Source organism: Rhodanobacter sp. FW510-R10 (assembly GCF_058781105.1).
In genome coordinates this window covers 3,170,565-3,189,204 of sequence record NZ_JBYSWL010000001.1, presented here as the reverse complement: position 1 = coordinate 3,189,204, position 18,640 = coordinate 3,170,565, and the positions used below count along the sequence as shown (strand labels likewise).

Genomic DNA, 18,640 nt, shown 5'->3' with positions numbered 1-18,640 from the left:
GGCCGCCAGGCGCGCTCAGGTGTGCGCCGGGGCTTCGTCGCGCAGCTCGCGGCGCAGGATCTTGCCCACGTTGCTCTTTGGCAGACTGTTGCGGAACTCGATGTAGCGTGGCCGCTTGTAGCCGGTGAGGCGGTCGTGGCAAAACGCTTGCAGCGCCTCGGCGGTGAGCGACGGGTCCTTGCGCACCACGAACAACTTCACCACCTCACCCGAGTGTTCATCGGGCGCGGCGACGGCGGCCACTTCGAGCACGCCTGGATGCTCCATGACCGTGGCCTCGATTTCATTCGGATAGACATTGAAGCCGGACACCAGGATCATGTCCTTCTTGCGGTCCACGATGTAGAAGTAGCCGTCTGTGTCCATCTTGGCGATGTCGCCGGTGTGCAACCAACCTTCGGCGGTGAGGACCTCGCCGGTCTCCTCGGGCCGCTGCCAGTACTCCTTCATCACTTGCGGGCCGCGTACCATCAGCTCGCCGGTTTCCCCCGGCGGCAGCGGCTTGCCGTCTTCGGACCAGATGGCGACGTCGGTGGACGGTATCGGCAAGCCGATCGAGCCATTGTAGTCGGCCAGGTCGAGCGGGTTGATACATACTGCCGGTGAAGTCTCGGTGAGGCCGTAGGCTTCGGCCAGGGTGCTGCCGGTGGTCTTTTTCCAGCGTTCGGCCACCGAGCGCTGCACTGCCATGCCGCCGCCCAGGGTCAGGTGCAGCTGCGAGAAATCCAGCTCGGCAAAGCCCGGCGTGTTGAGCAGGCCATTGAACAAGGTGTTGACGCCGGTGATCGCGGTGAAGCGCGAGTGCCGCAACTCCTTGACGAAACCTGGCATGTCGCGTGGATTGGTGATCAGCCAATTGAGTCCGCCGAGGCGGGCAAACACCAACGCGTTCGCGGTGAGCGAGAAGATGTGATACAGCGGCAGGGCGGTGATGATGATTTCCCGGCCGGGCTTGATGCGCTCTGAGCCAATCCACGTCGCCGCCTGCAGCATGTTCGCGATCATGTTGCCATGGGTCAGCACGGCACCCTTGGCGACACCGGTGGTGCCGCCGGTGTATTGCAGGAACGCGGTGTCGGCGTGCGTCAGGCTCACCTCCGGCAGGGGGCGGCCGGTACCGCGCATCAGCGCGTCCCGGAAGCGGACGGCTCCGGGCAGCTTGAACGCCGGCACCATCCTCTTGATGTGGCGTAGTGCGAAGTTGATCAGCGGGCCCTTCGGGAAACCAAGCAGGTCGCCGAGCCCGGTGGTGATGACGTGTTTTACTGGGACCCGGGGCAACACCTGCTGCAGGGTCGCCGCGAAGTTGTCCAGCACGACGATGGCCTTGGCGCCGGCGTCGTCGAGCTGGTGTTCGAGCTCCCTAGCGACGTACAGCGGATTTACGTTGACCACGATCAGTCCGGCGCGCAAGGCGCCAAACAAGGCGATTGGATACTGCAGCACATTCGGCAACATGATGGCAAAACGATCGCCCTTGACCAGGTTCAACTCGCCGGTCAGGTAGCCGGCAAACTGGCGGCTCAGCTCGTCGATTTCGCGATAGCTGAGCACGCGGCCGAAATTCGCAAAGGCGGGCCGGTCATGGAATCGTGCGAAGCTTTCCTCAAGCATCGCGGGCACCGAGGCATACTGGTCGAGGTCGATATGTTCGGGAACGCCCGGCGGGTAATGCTTCAACCATGGCCGTTCAGTGCTCATGTCGCTTCCCCCGGGATGTGGCCGCGCGATGCGTATGCTCAAGCATTGGAGCACAGACGCGCTGACAGCGGCAAGCAACGACGCGGCGGGATTCATCGATGACCTCAGGCTTCAGGCGCGCACTGATATTGACTGTTGCAGCAGTCGCGTTGTTCGGCGTGCTGAGGTTGTCAGCCTGTCATCGTCCCGCCGACGAAGTACGGGTGCGTCAGGCCATCGAATCGACGGCGCAGGCTGCCGAAAAGGGCAGCATGACCGCCGTGGCTGCGGCGCTCACCGAGGACTTCGACGGCAATGCCGGCGCCATCGACCGACGTGCATTGGTCGGCATCGTTGGCGGGTTTGCCTTGCGTGGCGAGCACGTCAAGGTGAGCCTGGGGCCGATCAAGGTCGAGCGCCGCGGTGAGCGTCTGGTGGCCACGTTCACCGTGGCCTTGCGTGCGGGTGGCCGTCTGCTGCCGGACAACCTGGGCGTCTACCAGGTTGAATCCGCCTGGCGGCTGGACGATGGCGATTGGCGCTGCTACAGCGCGACCTGGACGCAGGCCTTGTAGCCGCCTCCTCTGGCGTGGGAGCCCGCCGGTGCGGGCCCCCACAGGTCGTTGCGCCTCAGGCGGCCTTCGCGCCGGCCAACTGGCGCAATACGTATTGCAGGATGCCGCCGTGGCGGTAGAAGTCGCGTTCTTTCGGGGTCAGCAACATCACGCGGACGCCAAATTCCCTGTGCTTGCCATCCGCGCTGGTCGCGGTCACTTTGGCGTGCCTGGCGTTGCCGTTGTCCAGCCCGGTGATGGCGAACACCTCGGTGCCGGTGAGGCCGAGCGACTTGGCGCTGTCGCCATCCTCGAATTGCAGCGGCAGCACCCCCATGCCGACCAGGTTGGAGCGGTGGATGCGCTCGAAACTCTCGGCAAGCACCGCCTTGATGCCGAGCAGCAGCGTGCCCTTGGCCGCCCAGTCGCGCGACGAGCCGGTGCCGTATTCCTTGCCGGCGATGACGAGCAGCGGCGTGCCTTCGGCCTGGTATTGCATGGCCGCATCGTAGATGGTCATCTGCTTGCCGTCAGGCAGGTGGCGGGTATAGCCACCTTCGACGCCATCGAGCAACTGGTTCTTGATGCGGATGTTGGCGAACGTGCCACGGACCATGACGTCGTCGTTGCCGCGGCGCGAGCCATAGGAGTTGAACTCGAGCGGTGTCACGCCGCGCTCGATGAGGAAGCGGCCGGCCGGAGAATCCTTCTTGATCGCGCCGGCCGGGGAGATGTGGTCGGTGGTGATCGAATCGCCGAACAGGCCAATGCAGCGCGCGCCACTGATGTCCACGCTGGGCGGCACCGCCATGCCCATGCCGTCGAAATAGGGTGGATGCTTGATGTAGGTTGAGGCCGGGTCCCAGGCGTAAAGCGCGCCATCTGGCGAGGCAATCGCGTTCCAGCGCTCGTCGCCCTTGAACACGTCGGCGTAGTTCTTCTTGAACATGTCCGAGGTGACGGCGGTGGCCATGAGGTCACTGATGTCCTTGTTGGACGGCCAGATGTCCTTCAGGTATACGTCCTTGCCGTTGCGGTCCTGGCCCAGTGGCTGGGTGGTCAGGTCGACGTCGAGTGATCCGGCCAATGCATAGGCCACCACCAGCGGCGGCGACGCAAGGTAGTTCATCTTCACCTCGGCGTGGATGCGGCCCTCGAAGTTGCGGTTGCCGGAGAGTACGCCGGCCACAGTGAGGTCGCCCGCACTCACGGCGGCGCTGACTTCTTCCGGCAGCGGGCCGGAGTTGCCGATGCAGGTGGTGCAGCCGTAGCCGACCAGGTAGAAGCCGAGCTTTTCCAATTCGACCAGCAGGCCGGTCTGTTCCAGGTAATCGGTCACCACCTTGGAACCCGGCGCCAGCGAGGTCTTCACCCACGGTTTGCGCTTGAGGCCACGGGCCGCGGCATTCTTGGCCAGCAGGCCGGCGGCAAGCATCACCGCCGGATTGGAGGTGTTGGTGCACGAGGTGATCGCCGCGATGACGACGGCGCCATCCTCGATGTCGAACTCCTCGCCGTTGCGCGTCACGTGTTCACGGTGGAGCGCACTGCTGACGTCATGTCCGACTGCGGTGGCGCCACCCTCGTTCGCGAAGCGCGCCTTGTCTCCGTTGCGGTGGATGATCGTGGCACCGAGGTTTTCATGGAAGTTCTGCTTGACGCCGGACAGGAAGACGTGGTCCTGCGGGCGTTTTGGGCCGGCCATGGATGGCTTGACGCTGGCCAGGTCGAGCTCCAGCGCCAGGCTGTACTCGGCTTCCGGCGTGTTGTCTTCGTGCCACAGGCCCTGCGCCTTGGCGTAGGCCTCGACCAGAGCGATGCGCTCCTCGCTGCGCCCGGACAGGCGCAGGTATTTCAGAGACTCGGCATCGATTGGGCTGATCGCGCAGGTGGCGCCGTATTCGGGCGACATGTTGCCCAGCGTGGCGCGGTCGGCCAGGGCCAGGTGCTTCAGGCCCGGGCCGTGGAACTCGACGAACTTGCCGACCACGCCGTGCTTGCGCAGCAGTTCGGTGACGGTCAGTACCAGGTCGGTTGCGGTGGCGCCCTCGGGCAGCCGGTTCAGCAGCTTCAGGCCGACGACCTGCGGGATCAGCATCGAGGAGGGCTGCCCAAGCATCGCCGCTTCGGCCTCGATGCCGCCGACGCCCCAGCCCAACACGCCCAGGCCGTTGACCATGGTGGTGTGCGAGTCGGTGCCGAACAAGGTATCCGGATAGGCCCACAATTGGCCGTCTATTTCCTGGTCGATGACCACGCGTGCCAGGTATTCGAGATTGACCTGGTGCACGATGCCGGTGCGCGGCGGCACGACCTTGAAGTCAGTGAATGCCTTCTGCCCCCAGCGCAGGAAGCTGTAACGCGCGTTGTTCCGCTTGAATTCGATCTCGACGTTTTTCTCCAGCGCGTCCTCGCTGCCAAACACGTCCACCTGCACCGAGTGGTCGATCACCAGCTCGACGGGGGACAGCGGATTGATCAGCGTGGGATCGCCGCCCAGCGCCTTCATCGCATCGCGCATGGCCGCCAGGTCGACGACGCAAGGCACGCCGGTGAAGTCCTGCAGCAATACGCGTCCGGGCATGAAGGCAATCTCGGTGTCCGGCTCCTTCTTGGGGTCCCAAGTGGCGATCGCCTTGATTTCCTCCGTGGTCACTTCCTCGCCATCTTCCCGGCGCAGGAGGTTTTCCAGCAGGATCTTCATCGAGTACGGCAGCCGTTTCAAGTCGAACTGCCGGCCCAGCTTCGCGAGGCTGGCATAGGCATAGCGCTTGCCGTTGACCTCGAGGGTGTCGCGCGCGGAAAAGCTGTCTTTCATCGGGAATGCTCCTGGCTGGGTCGTGCAGCTGGGGACTGGGCAGCGCCGCCGGATCGCGTGCGCTCAATACCAGTCGATCAAAGCGCCTATTATCTTGCAATCCGCGGCGTACAGCGAATCGGGCGCGCAGGACCGTCAGCCGGGAGCATGCCCGCCGGACTTGCCCACCGATTCCCACGGCTCAACCCCGTCGTCATTCCCGCTGACCAACCCGAGTCATTCCGCAAACCCGCCTTGTCGTCATTCCTCAAGCCCCTTGTCGTCATTCCCGCTTTCGCGGGAATGACGCAACGCGGAATGACGCACAGACACGCCTTGCTGGGATGGCGGGCGGTGTTTGACCAGCGTCTCCCAGGGGTTACGCGGGCGACGCGGATCGCCCAGCTCAGTTGCGCGCGGCGCGCCGGCGGTCGATTTCCGTGAGGTGCTTCTTGCGCAGCCGGATTTCCTTCGGCGTGACCTCGACCAGCTCGTCGTCGGCGATGAATTCCAGTGCCTGCTCCAGCGAGAACTTGATAGCTGGGGAAAGCTGGATCGCATCGTCCTTGCCGGCCGCGCGCATGTTGGTCAGCGGCTTGGGCTTGATCGCGTTGACAGTGAGGTCGTTGTCCTTCGCGTGGATGCCGACCAGCTGGCCTTCATAGATTTCGTCGCCCTCGGCCGTGAACAGCCTGCCGCGATCCTGCAGCGGCCCGAGTGAGTAGGCCGGCGCGGTGCCGGCGGCATTGGCGATCATCACCCCGTTCTGGCGCTTGGCGATCGTGCCTTCGGCCTTCGGCCCGTAATGGTCGAACAGGTGGAACAGCAGGCCGGTGCCCTGGGTCAGGGTGCGGAATTCGGACTGGAAGCCGATCAGGCCACGCGCGGGAATCTCGTAATCCATGCGCACCCGGCCGCGGCCGTCCGACACCATGTTCTTGAGCTGGCCCTTGCGCATGCCCAGGCGCTCCATCACGCCGCCCTGGTGCTGCTCCTCGACATCTACCACCAGTTGCTCGATCGGCTCGTGCGGCTTGCCGTCGATCATCTTGATGATGACCTCGGGGCGCGACACCGCGAGCTCGTAGCCTTCGCGGCGCATGTTCTCGATCAGCACCGACAGGTGCAGCTCGCCGCGCCCGGAGACCTTGAACTTGTCCGGGTCCGAGCCTTCCTCCACGCGCAGGGCCACGTTGTGCAGCATCTCGCGCTCCAGTCGCTCGCGCAGCTGGCGGCTGGTGATGAACTTGCCGCCGCTGCGGTTCTTGTCGCCGGCAAACGGCGAGTTGTTGACCTGGAAGGTCATGCTGATGGTCGGCTCGTCGACGGTGAGCGGCGGCAGCGCCTCGGGGTGGTCGACGGCGCACACGGTGTCGGAGATGGCGAGCCCTTCCACACCGGAGATGGCGACGATGTCGCCAGCCTGACCTTCGGGCACCTCGCGCCGCTCCAGGCCCATGAAGCCGAGCACCTGTAGCACCTTGCCGGTGCGCTTCTTGCCCTCCCGGTCGACCACGCTGACCGGCATGTTCGTCGTCACCGTGCCGCGCTGGATGCGGCCAACGCCAATCAGGCCGACGTAGCTGCTGTAGTCGAGCTGACTGATACGCATCTGGAACGGACCTTCCGGATGCACGTCGGGCGCCGGCACGTGGGCCATGATCGCCTCGTACAGCGGCGTCATGTCGCCTTCGCGCGCATTGCTGTCCAGGCTGGCATAGCCGTTCAGCGCCGAGGCGTAGATGACCGGAAAATCCAGCTGCTCGTCGGTCGCGCCCAGGCGGTCGAACAGGTCGAAGGTCTGGTCCAGCACCCAGTCCGGGCGCGCGCCCGGACGGTCGATCTTGTTGATCACCACGATGGGCTTGAAGCCCATGTCGAACGCCTTTTGCGTGACGAAGCGGGTCTGCGGCATGGGGCCGTCCATCGCGTCAACCAGCACCAGCACCGAATCGACCATGGACAGCACGCGTTCCACCTCGCCGCCAAAGTCGGCATGCCCTGGAGTGTCGACGATGTTGATGCGGTTGCCGCGCCATTCAATGGCGGTGTTCTTGGCCAGGATGGTGATGCCGCGTTCCTTTTCCTGGTCGTCCGAATCCATCACGCGCTCGGCCAGCACGGTGCGTGCGGAGAACGTGCCGGACTGCTTCAGCAGGCAGTCGACGAGGGTGGTCTTGCCGTGGTCGACATGGGCCACGATGGCGATGTTGCGGAGTTTCTCGATGAGCATGGAAGTCACTTGGACGGCGCGATCGGGCCCGCGCGCCTTTTCTCGGGGCGAATCTTCCAATTATACGGGTTTGGCCGCAGCATGTGCGGCTGGCCGTCGCGGGCCGGAGGCCGCCACCGGAGGGGCGGGCAGCAGGGCTCAGAAATCGTTGATGAATTCGATACCGGCATTGCGCCGGGTAGCACAGGCTTCGGCGGTGACGCGAACCTGGTCGGCGAGTTCGTCGTCCGGGGCATCCACCTCAATGACATAGGTGTGGCTGACGCTGTCGTCGACCGACTCGGCGGAGCTCGAATCGTCGCGGGTCACGGGCCCAGCACCCTCCAGCTCCTCGACACGTTCGATCTGGTCGAGGCTCTCCAGGACGTCCAGCACCTCGTCTGCGTCGGCGCGGTTGCCTAATAATCGAAAGCGCATGATGGGCATGACATGGCTCGCAGTGGATGGAGCGTCCATGCTTGCAGAGCCAGAGCATGCTCCAGGTGAACGTCGGCCCGCGCGCAGCAACCATGGTGAGAGCAGGAAACGGCGGCGCGGCGTGTCCGGCGCTCGGAATAAATCAAGGAGTGCAGGGTGGCGAAAATCTACGATCGCAGGTATTTCGACCGCTGGTACCGCGACCCGGCGCGCCCGCTTGGCGCGCCGGCGGAATTGCGCCGCAAGGTGGCCCTGGCGGTGGCGCAGGCGGAGTACTACCTGGGCCGACCGGTGCGCAACGTGCTGGACATCGGCTGCGGCGAAGCTGCATGGCGCGCGCCGTTGCTGGCGCTGCGCCCGCGAATGGCCTATCAGGGACTGGATGCGAGTGAATATGTGGTGGCGCGCTATGGACGCAGGCGGGGGATTGGTCTGGCGCGCTTTGGCCAGTTGGCCCAGTTGCGCCTGCCGCAGCGCTATGACTTGATCGTGTGCGCCGACGTGCTGCATTACCTCGCTCCAGGCGAGATCCGTGCCGGCCTGGTCGGCATCAGCGACATGCTCGAGGGCGTGGCGTTCCTGGAGGTGTTCACCAGTCATGACGACGTGATCGGCGACCGCGAGGGCTTCATTGCGCGGCCCCCAGCCTGGTACCTGCGCGAGTTTGCCGCGGTCGGCTTGCTGCCCTGCGGCTCGCATGGCTATCTCGGGCCGCGGCTGCGGCAGCACGTGGCCGCACTCGAGCGCGCGCAGCTGCTACGGTAGGGGTTTGCGGATGCGGGCTGGGCAGCACCTGGCATTTGCGGGAACATGGGCGGCTCTGGCTGGCTGCGGCATCGGCGCCCGGCGGCCTTGGCCACGTATATCGGCACATCTGGAGGTAATCCATGCAATTCGACGGCATTTACGTGCCCTTGGTGACACCATTCGACGAGGACGCCGAAATCGACCAGTCCAAGCTCGAGACCCTCGTCGAGGCCATGATTGCCAAGGGCGTGGCCGGCATTGCCGCCTGCGGCACCACTGGCGAGTACTACGCGCTCAGCGACTCCGAACGCACGCAGGTACTGAAGACCGTGCACCACGTCGCCGCCGGCAAGGTGCAGCTGATTGCCGGCATTGGCGATCTTTCCACCCGGCGCTCGATCGAGCGCGCCGCCGAGGCCAAGGCGATCGGCTACGACTGCCTGCTGCTCTCGGCGCCGCCGTACAGCCTGCCCAGCCAGGACGGCATCCGCGCACATTTCGAACATGCCGCACAGCACTGCGCGCTGCCCATCATCATCTACAACTTCCCGGCCCGGGTCGGGGTGAACGTGGAATTCGAGACCGTGGCCGCGCTGGCCAAACACCCGAACATCGTCGGGATCAAGGAATCCAGCGGCAACTTCAGCCAGGCGCTACGCATGCTGCAGGCCGGCTTCAAGGATTTCGAGGTGATCTGCGGCTGCGACGACCAGCCGGTGGATTTCTTCTTCTGGGGCTGCAAGGGCTGGATCGCCGGCGCCGCCAACGTCTTCCCTGGGGAGCAGGTGGCGCTGTACAAAGCGGCGCGCGCCGGCGACTGGGGCCGCGCGCGGGCCATGATGCGGGCCATGTACCCGGCGCTGCATTCGATGGAATCGGGCGACTACAACCAGAAGGCCAAGGCCGGCTGCCTGAACGGCACCCTGGACGCCGGCGATGTGCGCCTGCCGCTGGCGCCGCTGGATGGCGCCGCCAAGCAGGCATTCCGTGAACTGGTACGTGGAGGTTGAGACCATGGCATTGAGCAAGCAGGAAGTCTTTGCGCGCGCCGCGCGTGGCGAATTGAAGGCCCCGCAACTGATCCCTGGCTTCGAGGGCAACGACTACGGTCTGGTCAACCGCACGCCGATCGACAACAGCGTGATTGGCACGCTGGGCGCCGGCGGCAAGGCGGAAATCGATGCCGCGGTGAAGGTGGCCCGCGCCTGCTTCGAGGCGCGCACCTGGCGCGACAAGAGCCCGGCCGAGCGCAAGGCGGCGATGCTGAAATGGTGCGACCTGCTGGCCGGGCACGCCGAGGAGCTCGCGGCACTCGACTGCATCGACGCCGGCAAGCCGATCGACGAGTGCGAGAACACCGACATCCCGGCCACCATCGACACCTTGCGCTGGTACGCCGAGGCTGCCGACAAGGTCTATGGCCGCATCGCGCCCACCGGCCCGAATGCCACCGGCCTGATCGTCAAGGAACCGGTCGGCGTGGTCGGCGCCGTGCTGCCGTGGAACTTCCCGGCGCAGATGTACGCGTGGAAGGTCGGCCCGGCCCTGGTCACCGGCAACAGCGTCATCGTCAAGCCGGCCGAGCTCACACCGCTCTCGGCAGTGCGCATGACCGAGCTGGCGCGCGAGGCGGGTATCCCGGCCGAGGCGCTGATCGTGGTCAACGGCCTGGGCGAACACGCCGGCGAGGCGCTCGGGCGGCACCCGGACGTGGACGTGGTGTCGTTCACCGGTTCCACCGACGTCGGTCGCTTGTTCCTCAAGTACGCGGCCGAAAGCAACTTGAAGGAGGTCGTGCTCGAGTGCGGTGGCAAGAATCCGCAGGTGGTGTTTGCCGATGCGGACATCGACGCCGTGGTCTCGGACATTCTCAACGCGGCGTTCTGGAACATGAGCGAGAACTGTAGTTGCGGCTCGCGCCTGCTGGTCGCCAACGAGGTGAAGGACGCGCTGCTGGAAAAACTCGTCGCTGGCCTGGGTGACTGGAAGCTGGGCGACCCACGCGAGCCCGGCGTGCGCCTGGGGCCGATGGTGGAGGGGCCGCATTTCGAGAAGGTCAAGGGTTTCCTCGATTCGGCCAAGGCCGACGGCCTGCATTGCGTCACCGGTGGCAATGTCCGCGGCGACTACCTGAGTGGCTGGTACGTGGAGCCGACTGTGTACACCGACGTCGCCCCGCACACGCGCCTGTTCCGCGAGGAGGTCTTCGGTCCGCTGCTGGCGGTGACCGGCTTCGCCAGCGAGGAGGAGGCGATCCATCTCGCCAACGACACCAGCTACGGCCTGGCCGCCTCGGTGTACACCGAGAACGTGCACCGCGCCCAGCGCGTGGCCGCGGCCATCCGTGCCGGCACGGTCTCCATCAACGGCTTCTCCGAAGGCGACATCACCACGCCGTTCGGCGGCTACAAATTGTCCGGCTTCGGCGGCCGCGACAACGGCCTGGAAGCGCTCGACCAGTACCTGGAACTCAAGACCATCTGGTACGTCAACCGCGCGGCGAAGTGAACGGCCCGCTGCATTTAGTTGAAGGCACGCGATGATCGTGGCGACATCGCCACGATCATCGACGGTATGTTTGCCGGGCGGAGTTGGTGCGAAATTCGTGTCGACCTGGGAACGCAGGGCGGCGCAGACGCGCTACGCAAGATGATCGGCATCGCACGTCACCGATTGATCGCGCCGGGGGTCGATACCGGGACTGGCGCAGGCCATGGCGAGAAGTGTCGCGCTTGGTCCAGCGCAACGGCTACCGTGAGCGCGGCTGGTCGACCTGCGCCTGCACTGGGGCGCTAATGCGACAGCCGCAAGTGTCTTTGGCGTATTGAAGACGGCTCGAACGCGGATCCGGCTACTGGGAGCGCGCGTGGTTCGGGCCGAGCCGGGGACGCAGGACGTCAAACGCGGTGTGCAAGTGGTGGGGCAGGGAAGCGGGACGCGGAGTGTCATCGACCAGGCTGGCGGCCAGGGCGCGGCGGACGACAGGGAGCTTGCGTCCGATACGCATGATGCCGCGACGCAGGGGACGCGCCCGCAGGTGATCGTCGGTGAACAGGCCGGCGACGGTTTGCGTGCCGACAAACATCAGCGCGCTGCCCATGCGCAGACGGCGCTGGTAGCGCGCGAGCAGCGACGGGTGCGCCGGGTCGCCGTGGCGATCGAGGGCGTCGCCGGCCGCGGCGGCCAGGTGCTCGACACCGGCCAGGCCGAGATTGAAGCCGTGCGCGGTCACCGGATGCATGCCGATTGCCGCATCGCCGACCAGGGCGAAGCGTCGGGCGACGAAGCGCTGTGCCCAGGTGGCGACCAGTGGATAGCGGTGCACCGTGCTGGCCACGCTCATCGCGCCGAGCCGGCCTTCGTAGCGTGCTGCCAGCTCGTCGGCCAGCGCTTCTGGCGCGAGCTGCTGCAGCCGCCGTGCCTCGCCGTCGGGGACAGTCAGCACCGCCGAGGAGACGTGCTCCTGCAGGGGCAGCAAGGCGCGGGTCTGCCCATGCCCGAACCACTCCCAAGCCGTGCCATGGTTGGACTCGACATGCTGCACCCGGCACAGCAGCATGCTCAGGCCCATGTCGCGCATATGGGCCGGAATACCCATTCCCCGCCGGGTCTCGGAAAACCGGCTGTCGGCGGCCACCAGCAGGGCCGCTTCGAGCTCGCGGCCATCAGCGAAATGGACGTGGGCCGAAACCGCATCGGTGCTTGCCCGGTCGACCGCGACCCCGGCATGGACGCGAATCCGCGCTTCGGCGGCCACCGCCTGCCAAGCCGCCGCGCGAATGGCATGGTTGGACACCAGCATGCCCAGCCGCTCGCGCCCTAGCGCCGCGGCGTCCACCTCGAAGCCGTCGTCGGCGCCGTCCATGATGCGCGCGCTGGCCACGGGCGCGATCGCGTCTTCGGCGATGTGGGACCACACGCCCAGCGTACGCAGCAACCGGATCGAGGCTTGCGTCAGCGCGATCTCGCGTCCGTCGTAGGCGGGAGTCGCCAAGGCTTCGGGGCTTTGGCGTTCGGCCAGGTCGACGTCGATGCCGCGTTTGGCCAAGGCGAGCGACAGGCACAAGCCGACCGGCCCGGCACCGATGATCACGACGTTGTTGCGCATGGCATTCGCTCCCTTGGCAGGACGCCGCATGGCCGTGGGCCTCGCGGCTGGATTCAGTCCCAAGTCTCGTGCGGGATGTGGCCGCTTGCCTTGACCATGGTCAATCGCATGCCGCCATTCCATTGGATTCTGGATGCAGCCGCGTGATTCCGCGATGACGATCGGTCCGAGGGCGTTGCGGCGGATATCTGATCAGGCGCGATGGTGTGTCGAGCGCGCGGTCTTGCCGGTCTTGCGCGGCTTGGCCGGCCGCGGCGCACTGCTTGGCTCGGCCACGGTCTTGAACTTGTAGCGGCACAGGTCGCGGATGATGCATTCCGGGCAGTGGGGCTTGCGCGCGGTGCATACGTAGCGGCCGTGCAGGATCAGCCAGTGGTGGGCGTCTTGCTTGAACTCGGGGGGCACGACCTTCTGCAGCTTGTCCTCCACCGCGCGGACGTCCTTGCCGGGTGCCAGGCCGGTGCGATTGGCGACGCGGAAGATGTGCGTGTCCACCGCGATGGTGGGCTCGCCAAACGCGGTGTTGAGCATCACGTTGGCGGTCTTGCGGCCCACGCCAGGCAGCGCCTCCAGGGCCTCGCGCGTGCGCGGCACCTCGCCGCCGTGCCGCTCGATCAGCAGCCGCGACAGTGCAATGACATTCTTGGCCTTGGCGTTGTACAGGCCGATCGTGCTGATGTACTTCTTCAGCCCTTCTTCGCCCAGGGCCAGGAGGGCTTGTGGTGTGTTCGCCACCGGATAGAGCTTGCGCGTGGCCTTGTTCACGCCGACGTCGGTGGCCTGCGCGGACAGCACCACGGCCACCAGCAACTCGAACGGCGTGGCGTAAGCGAGCTCCGTGGTCGGGTGCGGATTGATCTCGCGCAAGCGTGTGAACAACTCCGCCACTTCCTCACGCTTCACGGCGACTTGGCCTGTTGTTTGGCACGGGCGCGTGCCAGCGCGGCCAGCACCGGGTTGCTCGCGGCGCCGCCGTCGACCGCGGCTTTGCGCGCGGCCAGCTCGTCGGCACGTTCCTGCTGCTGATGTTGCAGGCGCGTCTCGCGGCGCTGGAAATGGCTGCGGGCTTCGTCGGCATGGGCCGGATCCTGGGCTTGCTCCGGCGGCATCAATATCAGCTCGATGCAGTCCACCGGGCACGCCGCCACGCACAACTCGCAGCCGGTGCAGTCGTCGGCCACGACCGTGTGCATGAGTTTGGGCGCGCCGATGATGGCGTCGACCGGACAGGCCTGGATGCACTTGGTGCAGCCGATGCAGTCGTGCTCGACAATGTGGGCCAGCATGCGCGGATGCTCGACCCCATTCCCGGGATTGAGCGGCAGGGGCGGCACGTCGAGCAGGGCGGCCAGCTTGGCGATGCCGGTCGCGCCGCCCGGCGGGCACTGATTGATGGATGCCTCGCCGCGCGCGATCGCTTCGGCATAGGGGCGGCAACCGTGGTAGCCGCATTGGCCGCATTGGGTCTGCGGCAGCAGGGCGTCGATGCGGTCGGCGAGCGTCATGACGCGCTCAGCGTACGGTAGCGCCTGGTTGCGCGCCTTGATCTGCGTCCAGCAAGAACAGGTCCTCGCCGCCGGTCCCGGCCGAGAGGATCATGCCCTGGGACACGCCGAAGCGCATCTTGCGCGCGGCCAGATTGGCGATGAAGACGACGTTGCGCCCGAGGAGCTTGGCTGGCTCGGGATAGGCCGCGCGGATGCCGGAGAAGATCTGCCGCTGGCCGAGCGGGCCGGCGTCGAGCTCGAAGCGCAAGAGTTTCACCGAGCCTTCCACGGCCTCGCAGGCAGTGACCTTGCCAATGCGCAGGTCGAGCGTGGCGAAATCGTCGATGCTGATCTCGGCTGCCGGTCCGGGGGCATGCGTCGCCGCAGGCTTGGCGGCGGTCTGTGCCGCCCCTTGCGTCTGGGCTGGTGCGGACGCCTGCGCCGTCGGCTGGGCGGGGACGCCCAGCGATTCCTTGGAGGCTTCGATCATGGCTGCGATGCGCTTGGGGTCCACGCGCGCCATGAGCGGCTTGAACTCGCCCACGGTGTGGCCGAACAGCGCACGGCGCGCGTCGTCGAAATCCCCGATCGGCGCGGCCAGGAACCGCTCGGCGGCGGCGACGCTGGCTGGCAGGATCGGTTTCAACAATCCGGCCAGCAGGCGGAATGCGCTCAACGCCAGCGTGCACACCTGCCGGAGCTCATCGCTGCGTGCCGGGTCCTTGGCCAGTATCCACGGTGCCTTGGCAGCAATATAGGCGTTGACCTCGTCGGCCATGAGCACGAAGCGGCGGGCGACTTCGGCGAAGTCGCCGTCCGTATACAGCTGCTCGATCCCTGCGTCGTGCCCAAGCAGGCTCTGCCAAAGCGTGGTCTCGGCGGCGTCGAAGTGGTCGGCCAGCGTGCCGCCGAAATGCCTGCGCGCGAAGCCCGCGGTGCGGCTGGCGATGTTCACCCACTTGCCGACCAGGTGCGAGTTGATGCGCTCCTCGAACGCCTTCAAGTCGAGGTCCACGTCGACCGGCGCGGCACTGAGCATGCTGGCGAAGTAGTAACGCAGGAATTCCGGGTCGATGCCGGCGTCGAGATAAGTGCGCGCCTGGATGAAGGTGCCGCGCGACTTGGACATCTTCGCGCCATTGACGGTGAGGTAGCCATTGACGTGCAGCGCCGTGGGCACGCGCATGTCCGCGCCATGCAGCATGGCCGGCCAGAACAGGCCGTGGAAGTTGATGATGTCCTTGCCGATGAAGTGGTGCATCTCGGCCGTGCTGGCCGTGCCGAGGAAGTCCTCGAACTTCAGCCCGGTCTTGTCGCACAGCGCCTTGAAGCTGGCGAGGTAGCCGATTGGCGCATCCAGCCAGACGTAGAAGAATTTGCCCGGTGCGTCGGGGATGGGGAAGCCGAAGTAGGGCGCGTCGCGCGAAATGTCCCAGTCCTTGAGGCCGCCGTCCAGCCATTCCTTGAGCTTGGCCGCCACGCTGGCGTGCATCACTGGCTGGCCGGCCGTGTACTTGCCGGCAAACCAGTCACGCAGCAATTGCTCGGACTTGCCGAGCTCGAAGAAATAGTGCTCAGAATCGCGCAGCACGGGCGTGGCGCCGGACATCACCGAGCGCGGCTCGACCAGGTCGGTGGGCGCATAGGTGGCGCCGCACTGCTCGCAGTTGTCGCCGTACTGGTCGGGCGCGCCGCAGTTCGGGCAGGTGCCCTTGATGTAGCGATCCGGCAGGAACATCTGCTTTTCCGGATCGTAGAGCTGCTGGATGCTGCGCCTGGCGATGAGGCCGCGGTCGCGCAGCCGCGTATAGATCAGCTCGGCCAGCTCGCGGTTTTCCGGCGAATGGGTGGTGTGGTACTGGTCGTAGCTGAAATGGAAGTCCGTGAAATCGGCTTCGTGGCCCCTGCGGATGCCGGCGATGAACGCTTCGGGCGTCATCCCGGCCTTCTCGGCGGCCAGCATGATTGGCGTGCCATGGGCATCGTCGGCGGCGACGAAGTGCACCTCGTTGCCCAGCATGCGTTGCGCGCGCGCCCAGATGTCGGTCTGGATGTAGCCCAGCATGTGGCCCAGGTGCAGCGGGCCGTTGGCATAGGGCAGGGCGTGGGTAACGAGTAGGCGACGCATGGCAGACCGCAGGTTTTGGCGACCTGCGATTATGCCATGCGCTGTAAAGGGGCCAAAAAGGGGACGGGGCAAGTCAAGTTGCTGCTCGACTTGTCCTGGCCCTTTTTACAGTTACTCCACGCGCTGCCAGGTCTGCGTGCGGCCAAGCAGGCTGAAGCCGATATAGCCGTGCACTTCGAGGCTCTGACCACCGTTGACCACCTTGAGGCTCACCTTGTAGGTCTTGCCATTCTTGGGGTCGAGGATGCGGCCACCATCCCAATGGTCACCGTCCTGGGCGACACCGCTCATGATGACCATGCCCACCAGTGGCTGCCCCTTGCGCGCATCCTTGCACTTGGCACACACCGGATGTTCGCCATCGCGGGCGATGTCCTCGGGCGTGCGGTTCAGCAATTCGAGGATCTTGCCTTCGAGCTGGCCATTCTGCTCCGTGATCTCCACGATCGACTTGGCCTGGTGGGTGGCGTCGTCGATCGTCTTCCACTTGCCGACCGGGCTGTCGGTGGCCGCCAGGGCGGAACCGGACGCGAGTACGCCGGCAGCGACCAGCGCGAGCCAGGAGAAAGGTTTCATGGGCTTGCTCCGCGTGACGACCTGTCTCGCAGGTTGCCCGGCAATGCAGGCGGGGTCAAGCTGCATTGCGGTTCAGGGACATTCGACGACTCGCGCCGCCTGTCCCAGACCTGCGTTCTGCGCGTCTTGCACCCTCCGGGATCCGCCGCGGTGAAACCGCGGCGGTCCGGAACAACGATCGGCTCAATACCGCCAACTGGTCAGGTCGGCGCCCTTGGGGGCGTTCTTCTCGATCAGCTTCAGGATCTTCGGCAGGTACATGGTGTTGTAGCGCAGACGGGAAATCGCGTTGGGATTGGCATGGTCGCCATTCCAGCAATGTTCGGCACGGTCCCCGTAGTCCACCTCGCCCTGGTAGGCTGGCTTGGCCGTCTTCAGGAAATCCTCCATGAGGTAGACGGCGTCGTTCAGATAGTAGTTGTCCATGTCGCCGACGTAGATGTGGATCTTGCCCTGCAGGTTCGGCGCCAGCTTCTGCCAGTCGCGCTCCAGGATGTGGCGCAGGTCGTAGTTCTCACGCCAATAGTTGGCGACGCTTGGGTCGATGGCGCCAGTGCGTTTGTCCCACAGCGATTTCACATAGCCGTCCGGGCCCATGGGCGAGTACACCGCATCCCAGACGTCCCATTGGCCGCCCGAGCGGTTCTTGTCGCCGAGCACGAGCTCCAGGTGGTTTTCATCCTGCGTCATGTACTGCACTTCGCCCAGGTAGTTGCGGTGCGCCGGGCGCTGGATGTTGGTGAACGTACCGATGTTGTAGTACAGGTTCTTGTCGGTATAGATATTGGTCAGCTCGAACTTGCGGAAGTCGATCGGGTCCGGGCAGGCGGCAAAGGCGCCGTTGTACTCGGTCGGATACTTGATCTGCACCCCGAGCGCTTCCCAGCCGCCGGTGGAGCCACCGTACAGGAAGCGCGCCCAGCCTTGGCCGAGACCGCGGAATTTCTTCTCCAGCGCGGGGATGAATTCGTAGGTGATGGCGTCACCGTATGGCCCGAGGTTTTCCGAGTTCACCGCATAGGAATCGTCGTAGTACGGATTGGAGTGGTCAATCTCCACCACCAGGTAGCGCGGCAGGTCATCGGAAATCCACTTCTGGTAGTTCTTGTATGCCTCCTCCTGCTCGTCGCGGTTGTAGCACGGCAGGTCGAAGCGCTCGCTGTATTCGCACTTCAGGTCCGGGTCCGGTGGCGTAGTGCGGAAGTTGGCCACCGTCATCGGGAAGTGCCCATGGTTGATCATCAGCGGGTAGCGCGCGTTCGGGTGCTCGTCGAAGCCCTTGGGCACCAGCACGTGGCCGGTGATGTACATGTCGCGGCCCCAGAACTTGGAGAGCTTCTCGCTGCGGAACTTGAAGTGGCGGATGTACTTGGTGTCCGCCACCGGGGTGATCGGGGGGTTGACCTTGTCCAGGGTGACATTGATCTCGCCAGCCTTGGCTGGATCGAAGTCGATCTGCTTGGGCGTGCTGACGAGGTTGCCCGGCTCCAGCCGCCAGTTCTGGCCGGCGCCGCGTGCGGCTGGCAGCTTCACGGTCTTGCCGTTGCCCAGGTGGAACGTGTCATAGCGGTGCAGCATGGCCTGCACGTAATAGCGTCCGGCCGGCACGTGTTTCAGGTCTACCTTGGGATAGCCGAACACGCCGGTGTCAATGACGGCACTTTGCCCGGCCTTGAGCCCATCGACCGTGACGCCGAAGACCTGCGCAGCTTTGACCCCTGGCTGCACCTGCCGGCGTGGCTCGGTGCTGCCGTCGGGAGTGAGGATCAGGATGACGCGGCCGTCGAACGGGCCCTTGGCCGCGTTGGCGGGGATGGTGACGCGAAAGTTTTCGGCGACTGCCGAGGTGGCCAGCAAGGCCAGGCCCGCAGTTGCCATCGCGAGGAGTGTCTTGCGCATGGTCGTTCAGCCTC

The 18,640-nt window shown here is 65.5% G+C and carries 14 protein-coding genes; 4 read left to right on the top strand and 10 right to left on the bottom strand.

Going from position 1 to position 18,640, the window contains the following annotated elements; all coding sequences use genetic code 11:
* Positions 1 to 15 precede the first annotated feature (15 nt).
* Complete coding sequence (locus AC3WJB_RS13865) at positions 16 to 1,701, bottom strand: AMP-binding protein (protein ID WP_492682504.1); 1,686 nt, start codon at positions 1,699 to 1,701, stop codon at positions 16 to 18.
* 98 nt (positions 1,702 to 1,799) lie between these two features.
* On the opposite strand from AC3WJB_RS13865, the gene AC3WJB_RS13860 reads away from it, so the two are divergent.
* Positions 1,800 to 2,255 carry a hypothetical protein gene (locus tag AC3WJB_RS13860; protein WP_492682502.1) on the top strand — a complete coding sequence of 152 codons (456 nt, stop codon included), beginning with the start codon at positions 1,800 to 1,802 and terminating at the stop codon, positions 2,253 to 2,255.
* A gap of 55 nt (positions 2,256 to 2,310) precedes the next feature.
* Here the strand turns inward: AC3WJB_RS13860 and acnA are convergent, their stop codons facing one another.
* The 3 genes from acnA to AC3WJB_RS13845 all read right to left on the bottom strand — a co-directional run bounded on the left by acnA (position 2,311) and on the right by AC3WJB_RS13845 (position 7,690).
* On the bottom strand, positions 2,311 to 5,052 hold the full coding sequence (gene acnA, locus AC3WJB_RS13855) for an aconitate hydratase AcnA (protein ID WP_492682500.1): 2,742 nt from the start codon (positions 5,050 to 5,052) through the stop codon (positions 2,311 to 2,313).
* Between the two features lie 385 nt (positions 5,053 to 5,437).
* On the bottom strand, positions 5,438 to 7,264 hold the full coding sequence (typA, locus tag AC3WJB_RS13850) for a translational GTPase TypA (protein ID WP_492682498.1): 1,827 nt from the start codon (positions 7,262 to 7,264) through the stop codon (positions 5,438 to 5,440).
* Positions 7,265 to 7,402: 138 nt separating this feature from the next.
* Positions 7,403 to 7,690, bottom strand: coding sequence for a hypothetical protein (locus tag AC3WJB_RS13845; protein WP_492682496.1), 288 nt, complete (start codon positions 7,688 to 7,690; stop codon positions 7,403 to 7,405).
* A 147-nt stretch (positions 7,691 to 7,837) separates the two neighbouring features.
* Here AC3WJB_RS13845 and AC3WJB_RS13840 point away from each other — a divergent pair, with 147 nt between their 5' ends.
* The 3 genes from AC3WJB_RS13840 (at position 7,838) to AC3WJB_RS13830 (ending at position 10,936) form a co-directional block, all read left to right on the top strand.
* Positions 7,838 to 8,446: a class I SAM-dependent DNA methyltransferase gene (locus AC3WJB_RS13840; RefSeq protein ID WP_492682494.1), complete on the top strand. Its 609-nt coding sequence runs from the start codon at positions 7,838 to 7,840 to the stop codon at positions 8,444 to 8,446.
* Between the two features lie 122 nt (positions 8,447 to 8,568).
* A complete protein-coding gene (dapA, locus tag AC3WJB_RS13835; protein WP_492682492.1) occupies positions 8,569 to 9,438 on the top strand; it encodes a 4-hydroxy-tetrahydrodipicolinate synthase in 870 nt (289 codons plus the stop codon).
* Positions 9,439 to 9,442: 4 nt separating this feature from the next.
* Positions 9,443 to 10,936: an aldehyde dehydrogenase gene (locus AC3WJB_RS13830; RefSeq protein ID WP_492682490.1), complete on the top strand. Its 1,494-nt coding sequence runs from the start codon at positions 9,443 to 9,445 to the stop codon at positions 10,934 to 10,936.
* A gap of 343 nt (positions 10,937 to 11,279) precedes the next feature.
* Here AC3WJB_RS13830 and ubiM read toward each other — a convergent pair whose 3' ends face one another.
* From ubiM to AC3WJB_RS13800, 6 genes are all read right to left on the bottom strand, one after another.
* Positions 11,280 to 12,536, bottom strand: a complete 1,257-nt coding sequence (gene ubiM, locus AC3WJB_RS13825) for a 5-demethoxyubiquinol-8 5-hydroxylase UbiM (RefSeq protein WP_492682488.1) — start codon at positions 12,534 to 12,536, stop codon at positions 11,280 to 11,282.
* Between the two features lie 192 nt (positions 12,537 to 12,728).
* Entirely contained in the window at positions 12,729 to 13,439 is a 711-nt protein-coding gene (gene nth / locus AC3WJB_RS13820; RefSeq protein WP_492682486.1) for an endonuclease III, read from the bottom strand.
* Entirely contained in the window at positions 13,436 to 14,041 is a 606-nt protein-coding gene (gene rsxB, locus AC3WJB_RS13815) for an electron transport complex subunit RsxB (RefSeq protein ID WP_492682484.1), read from the bottom strand. The genes nth and rsxB overlap by 4 nt, the downstream gene beginning before the upstream one ends.
* A gap of 7 nt (positions 14,042 to 14,048) precedes the next feature.
* Complete coding sequence (gene metG, locus AC3WJB_RS13810; protein ID WP_492682482.1) at positions 14,049 to 16,151, bottom strand: methionine--tRNA ligase; 2,103 nt, start codon at positions 16,149 to 16,151, stop codon at positions 14,049 to 14,051.
* A 111-nt stretch (positions 16,152 to 16,262) separates the two neighbouring features.
* Positions 16,263 to 16,727, bottom strand: coding sequence for a DUF2147 domain-containing protein (locus tag AC3WJB_RS13805; RefSeq protein WP_492682480.1), 465 nt, complete (start codon positions 16,725 to 16,727; stop codon positions 16,263 to 16,265).
* A 183-nt stretch (positions 16,728 to 16,910) separates the two neighbouring features.
* The gene (locus tag AC3WJB_RS13800) at positions 16,911 to 18,626 is read right to left on the bottom strand and encodes an alpha/beta hydrolase (protein ID WP_492682478.1); all 1,716 of its coding nucleotides are present in this window, start codon (positions 18,624 to 18,626) and stop codon (positions 16,911 to 16,913) included.
* Positions 18,627 to 18,640: the final 14 nt, after the last annotated feature.

Coding starts and splice junctions, on each gene's coding strand:
- AC3WJB_RS13865 (WP_492682504.1), bottom strand. CDS start 1,701: ATGAGCACTGAACGGCCATGGTTGAAGCATTACCCGCCGGGCGTTCCC.
- AC3WJB_RS13860 (WP_492682502.1), top strand. CDS start 1,800: ATGACCTCAGGCTTCAGGCGCGCACTGATATTGACTGTTGCAGCAGTC.
- acnA (WP_492682500.1), bottom strand. CDS start 5,052: ATGAAAGACAGCTTTTCCGCGCGCGACACCCTCGAGGTCAACGGCAAG.
- typA (WP_492682498.1), bottom strand. CDS start 7,264: ATGCTCATCGAGAAACTCCGCAACATCGCCATCGTGGCCCATGTCGAC.
- AC3WJB_RS13845 (WP_492682496.1), bottom strand. CDS start 7,690: ATGCCCATCATGCGCTTTCGATTATTAGGCAACCGCGCCGACGCAGAC.
- dapA (WP_492682492.1), top strand. CDS start 8,569: ATGCAATTCGACGGCATTTACGTGCCCTTGGTGACACCATTCGACGAG.
- AC3WJB_RS13830 (WP_492682490.1), top strand. CDS start 9,443: ATGGCATTGAGCAAGCAGGAAGTCTTTGCGCGCGCCGCGCGTGGCGAA.
- ubiM (WP_492682488.1), bottom strand. CDS start 12,536: ATGCGCAACAACGTCGTGATCATCGGTGCCGGGCCGGTCGGCTTGTGC.
- rsxB (WP_492682484.1), bottom strand. CDS start 14,041: ATGACGCTCGCCGACCGCATCGACGCCCTGCTGCCGCAGACCCAATGC.
- metG (WP_492682482.1), bottom strand. CDS start 16,151: ATGCGTCGCCTACTCGTTACCCACGCCCTGCCCTATGCCAACGGCCCG.
- AC3WJB_RS13805 (WP_492682480.1), bottom strand. CDS start 16,727: ATGAAACCTTTCTCCTGGCTCGCGCTGGTCGCTGCCGGCGTACTCGCG.
- AC3WJB_RS13800 (WP_492682478.1), bottom strand. CDS start 18,626: ATGCGCAAGACACTCCTCGCGATGGCAACTGCGGGCCTGGCCTTGCTG.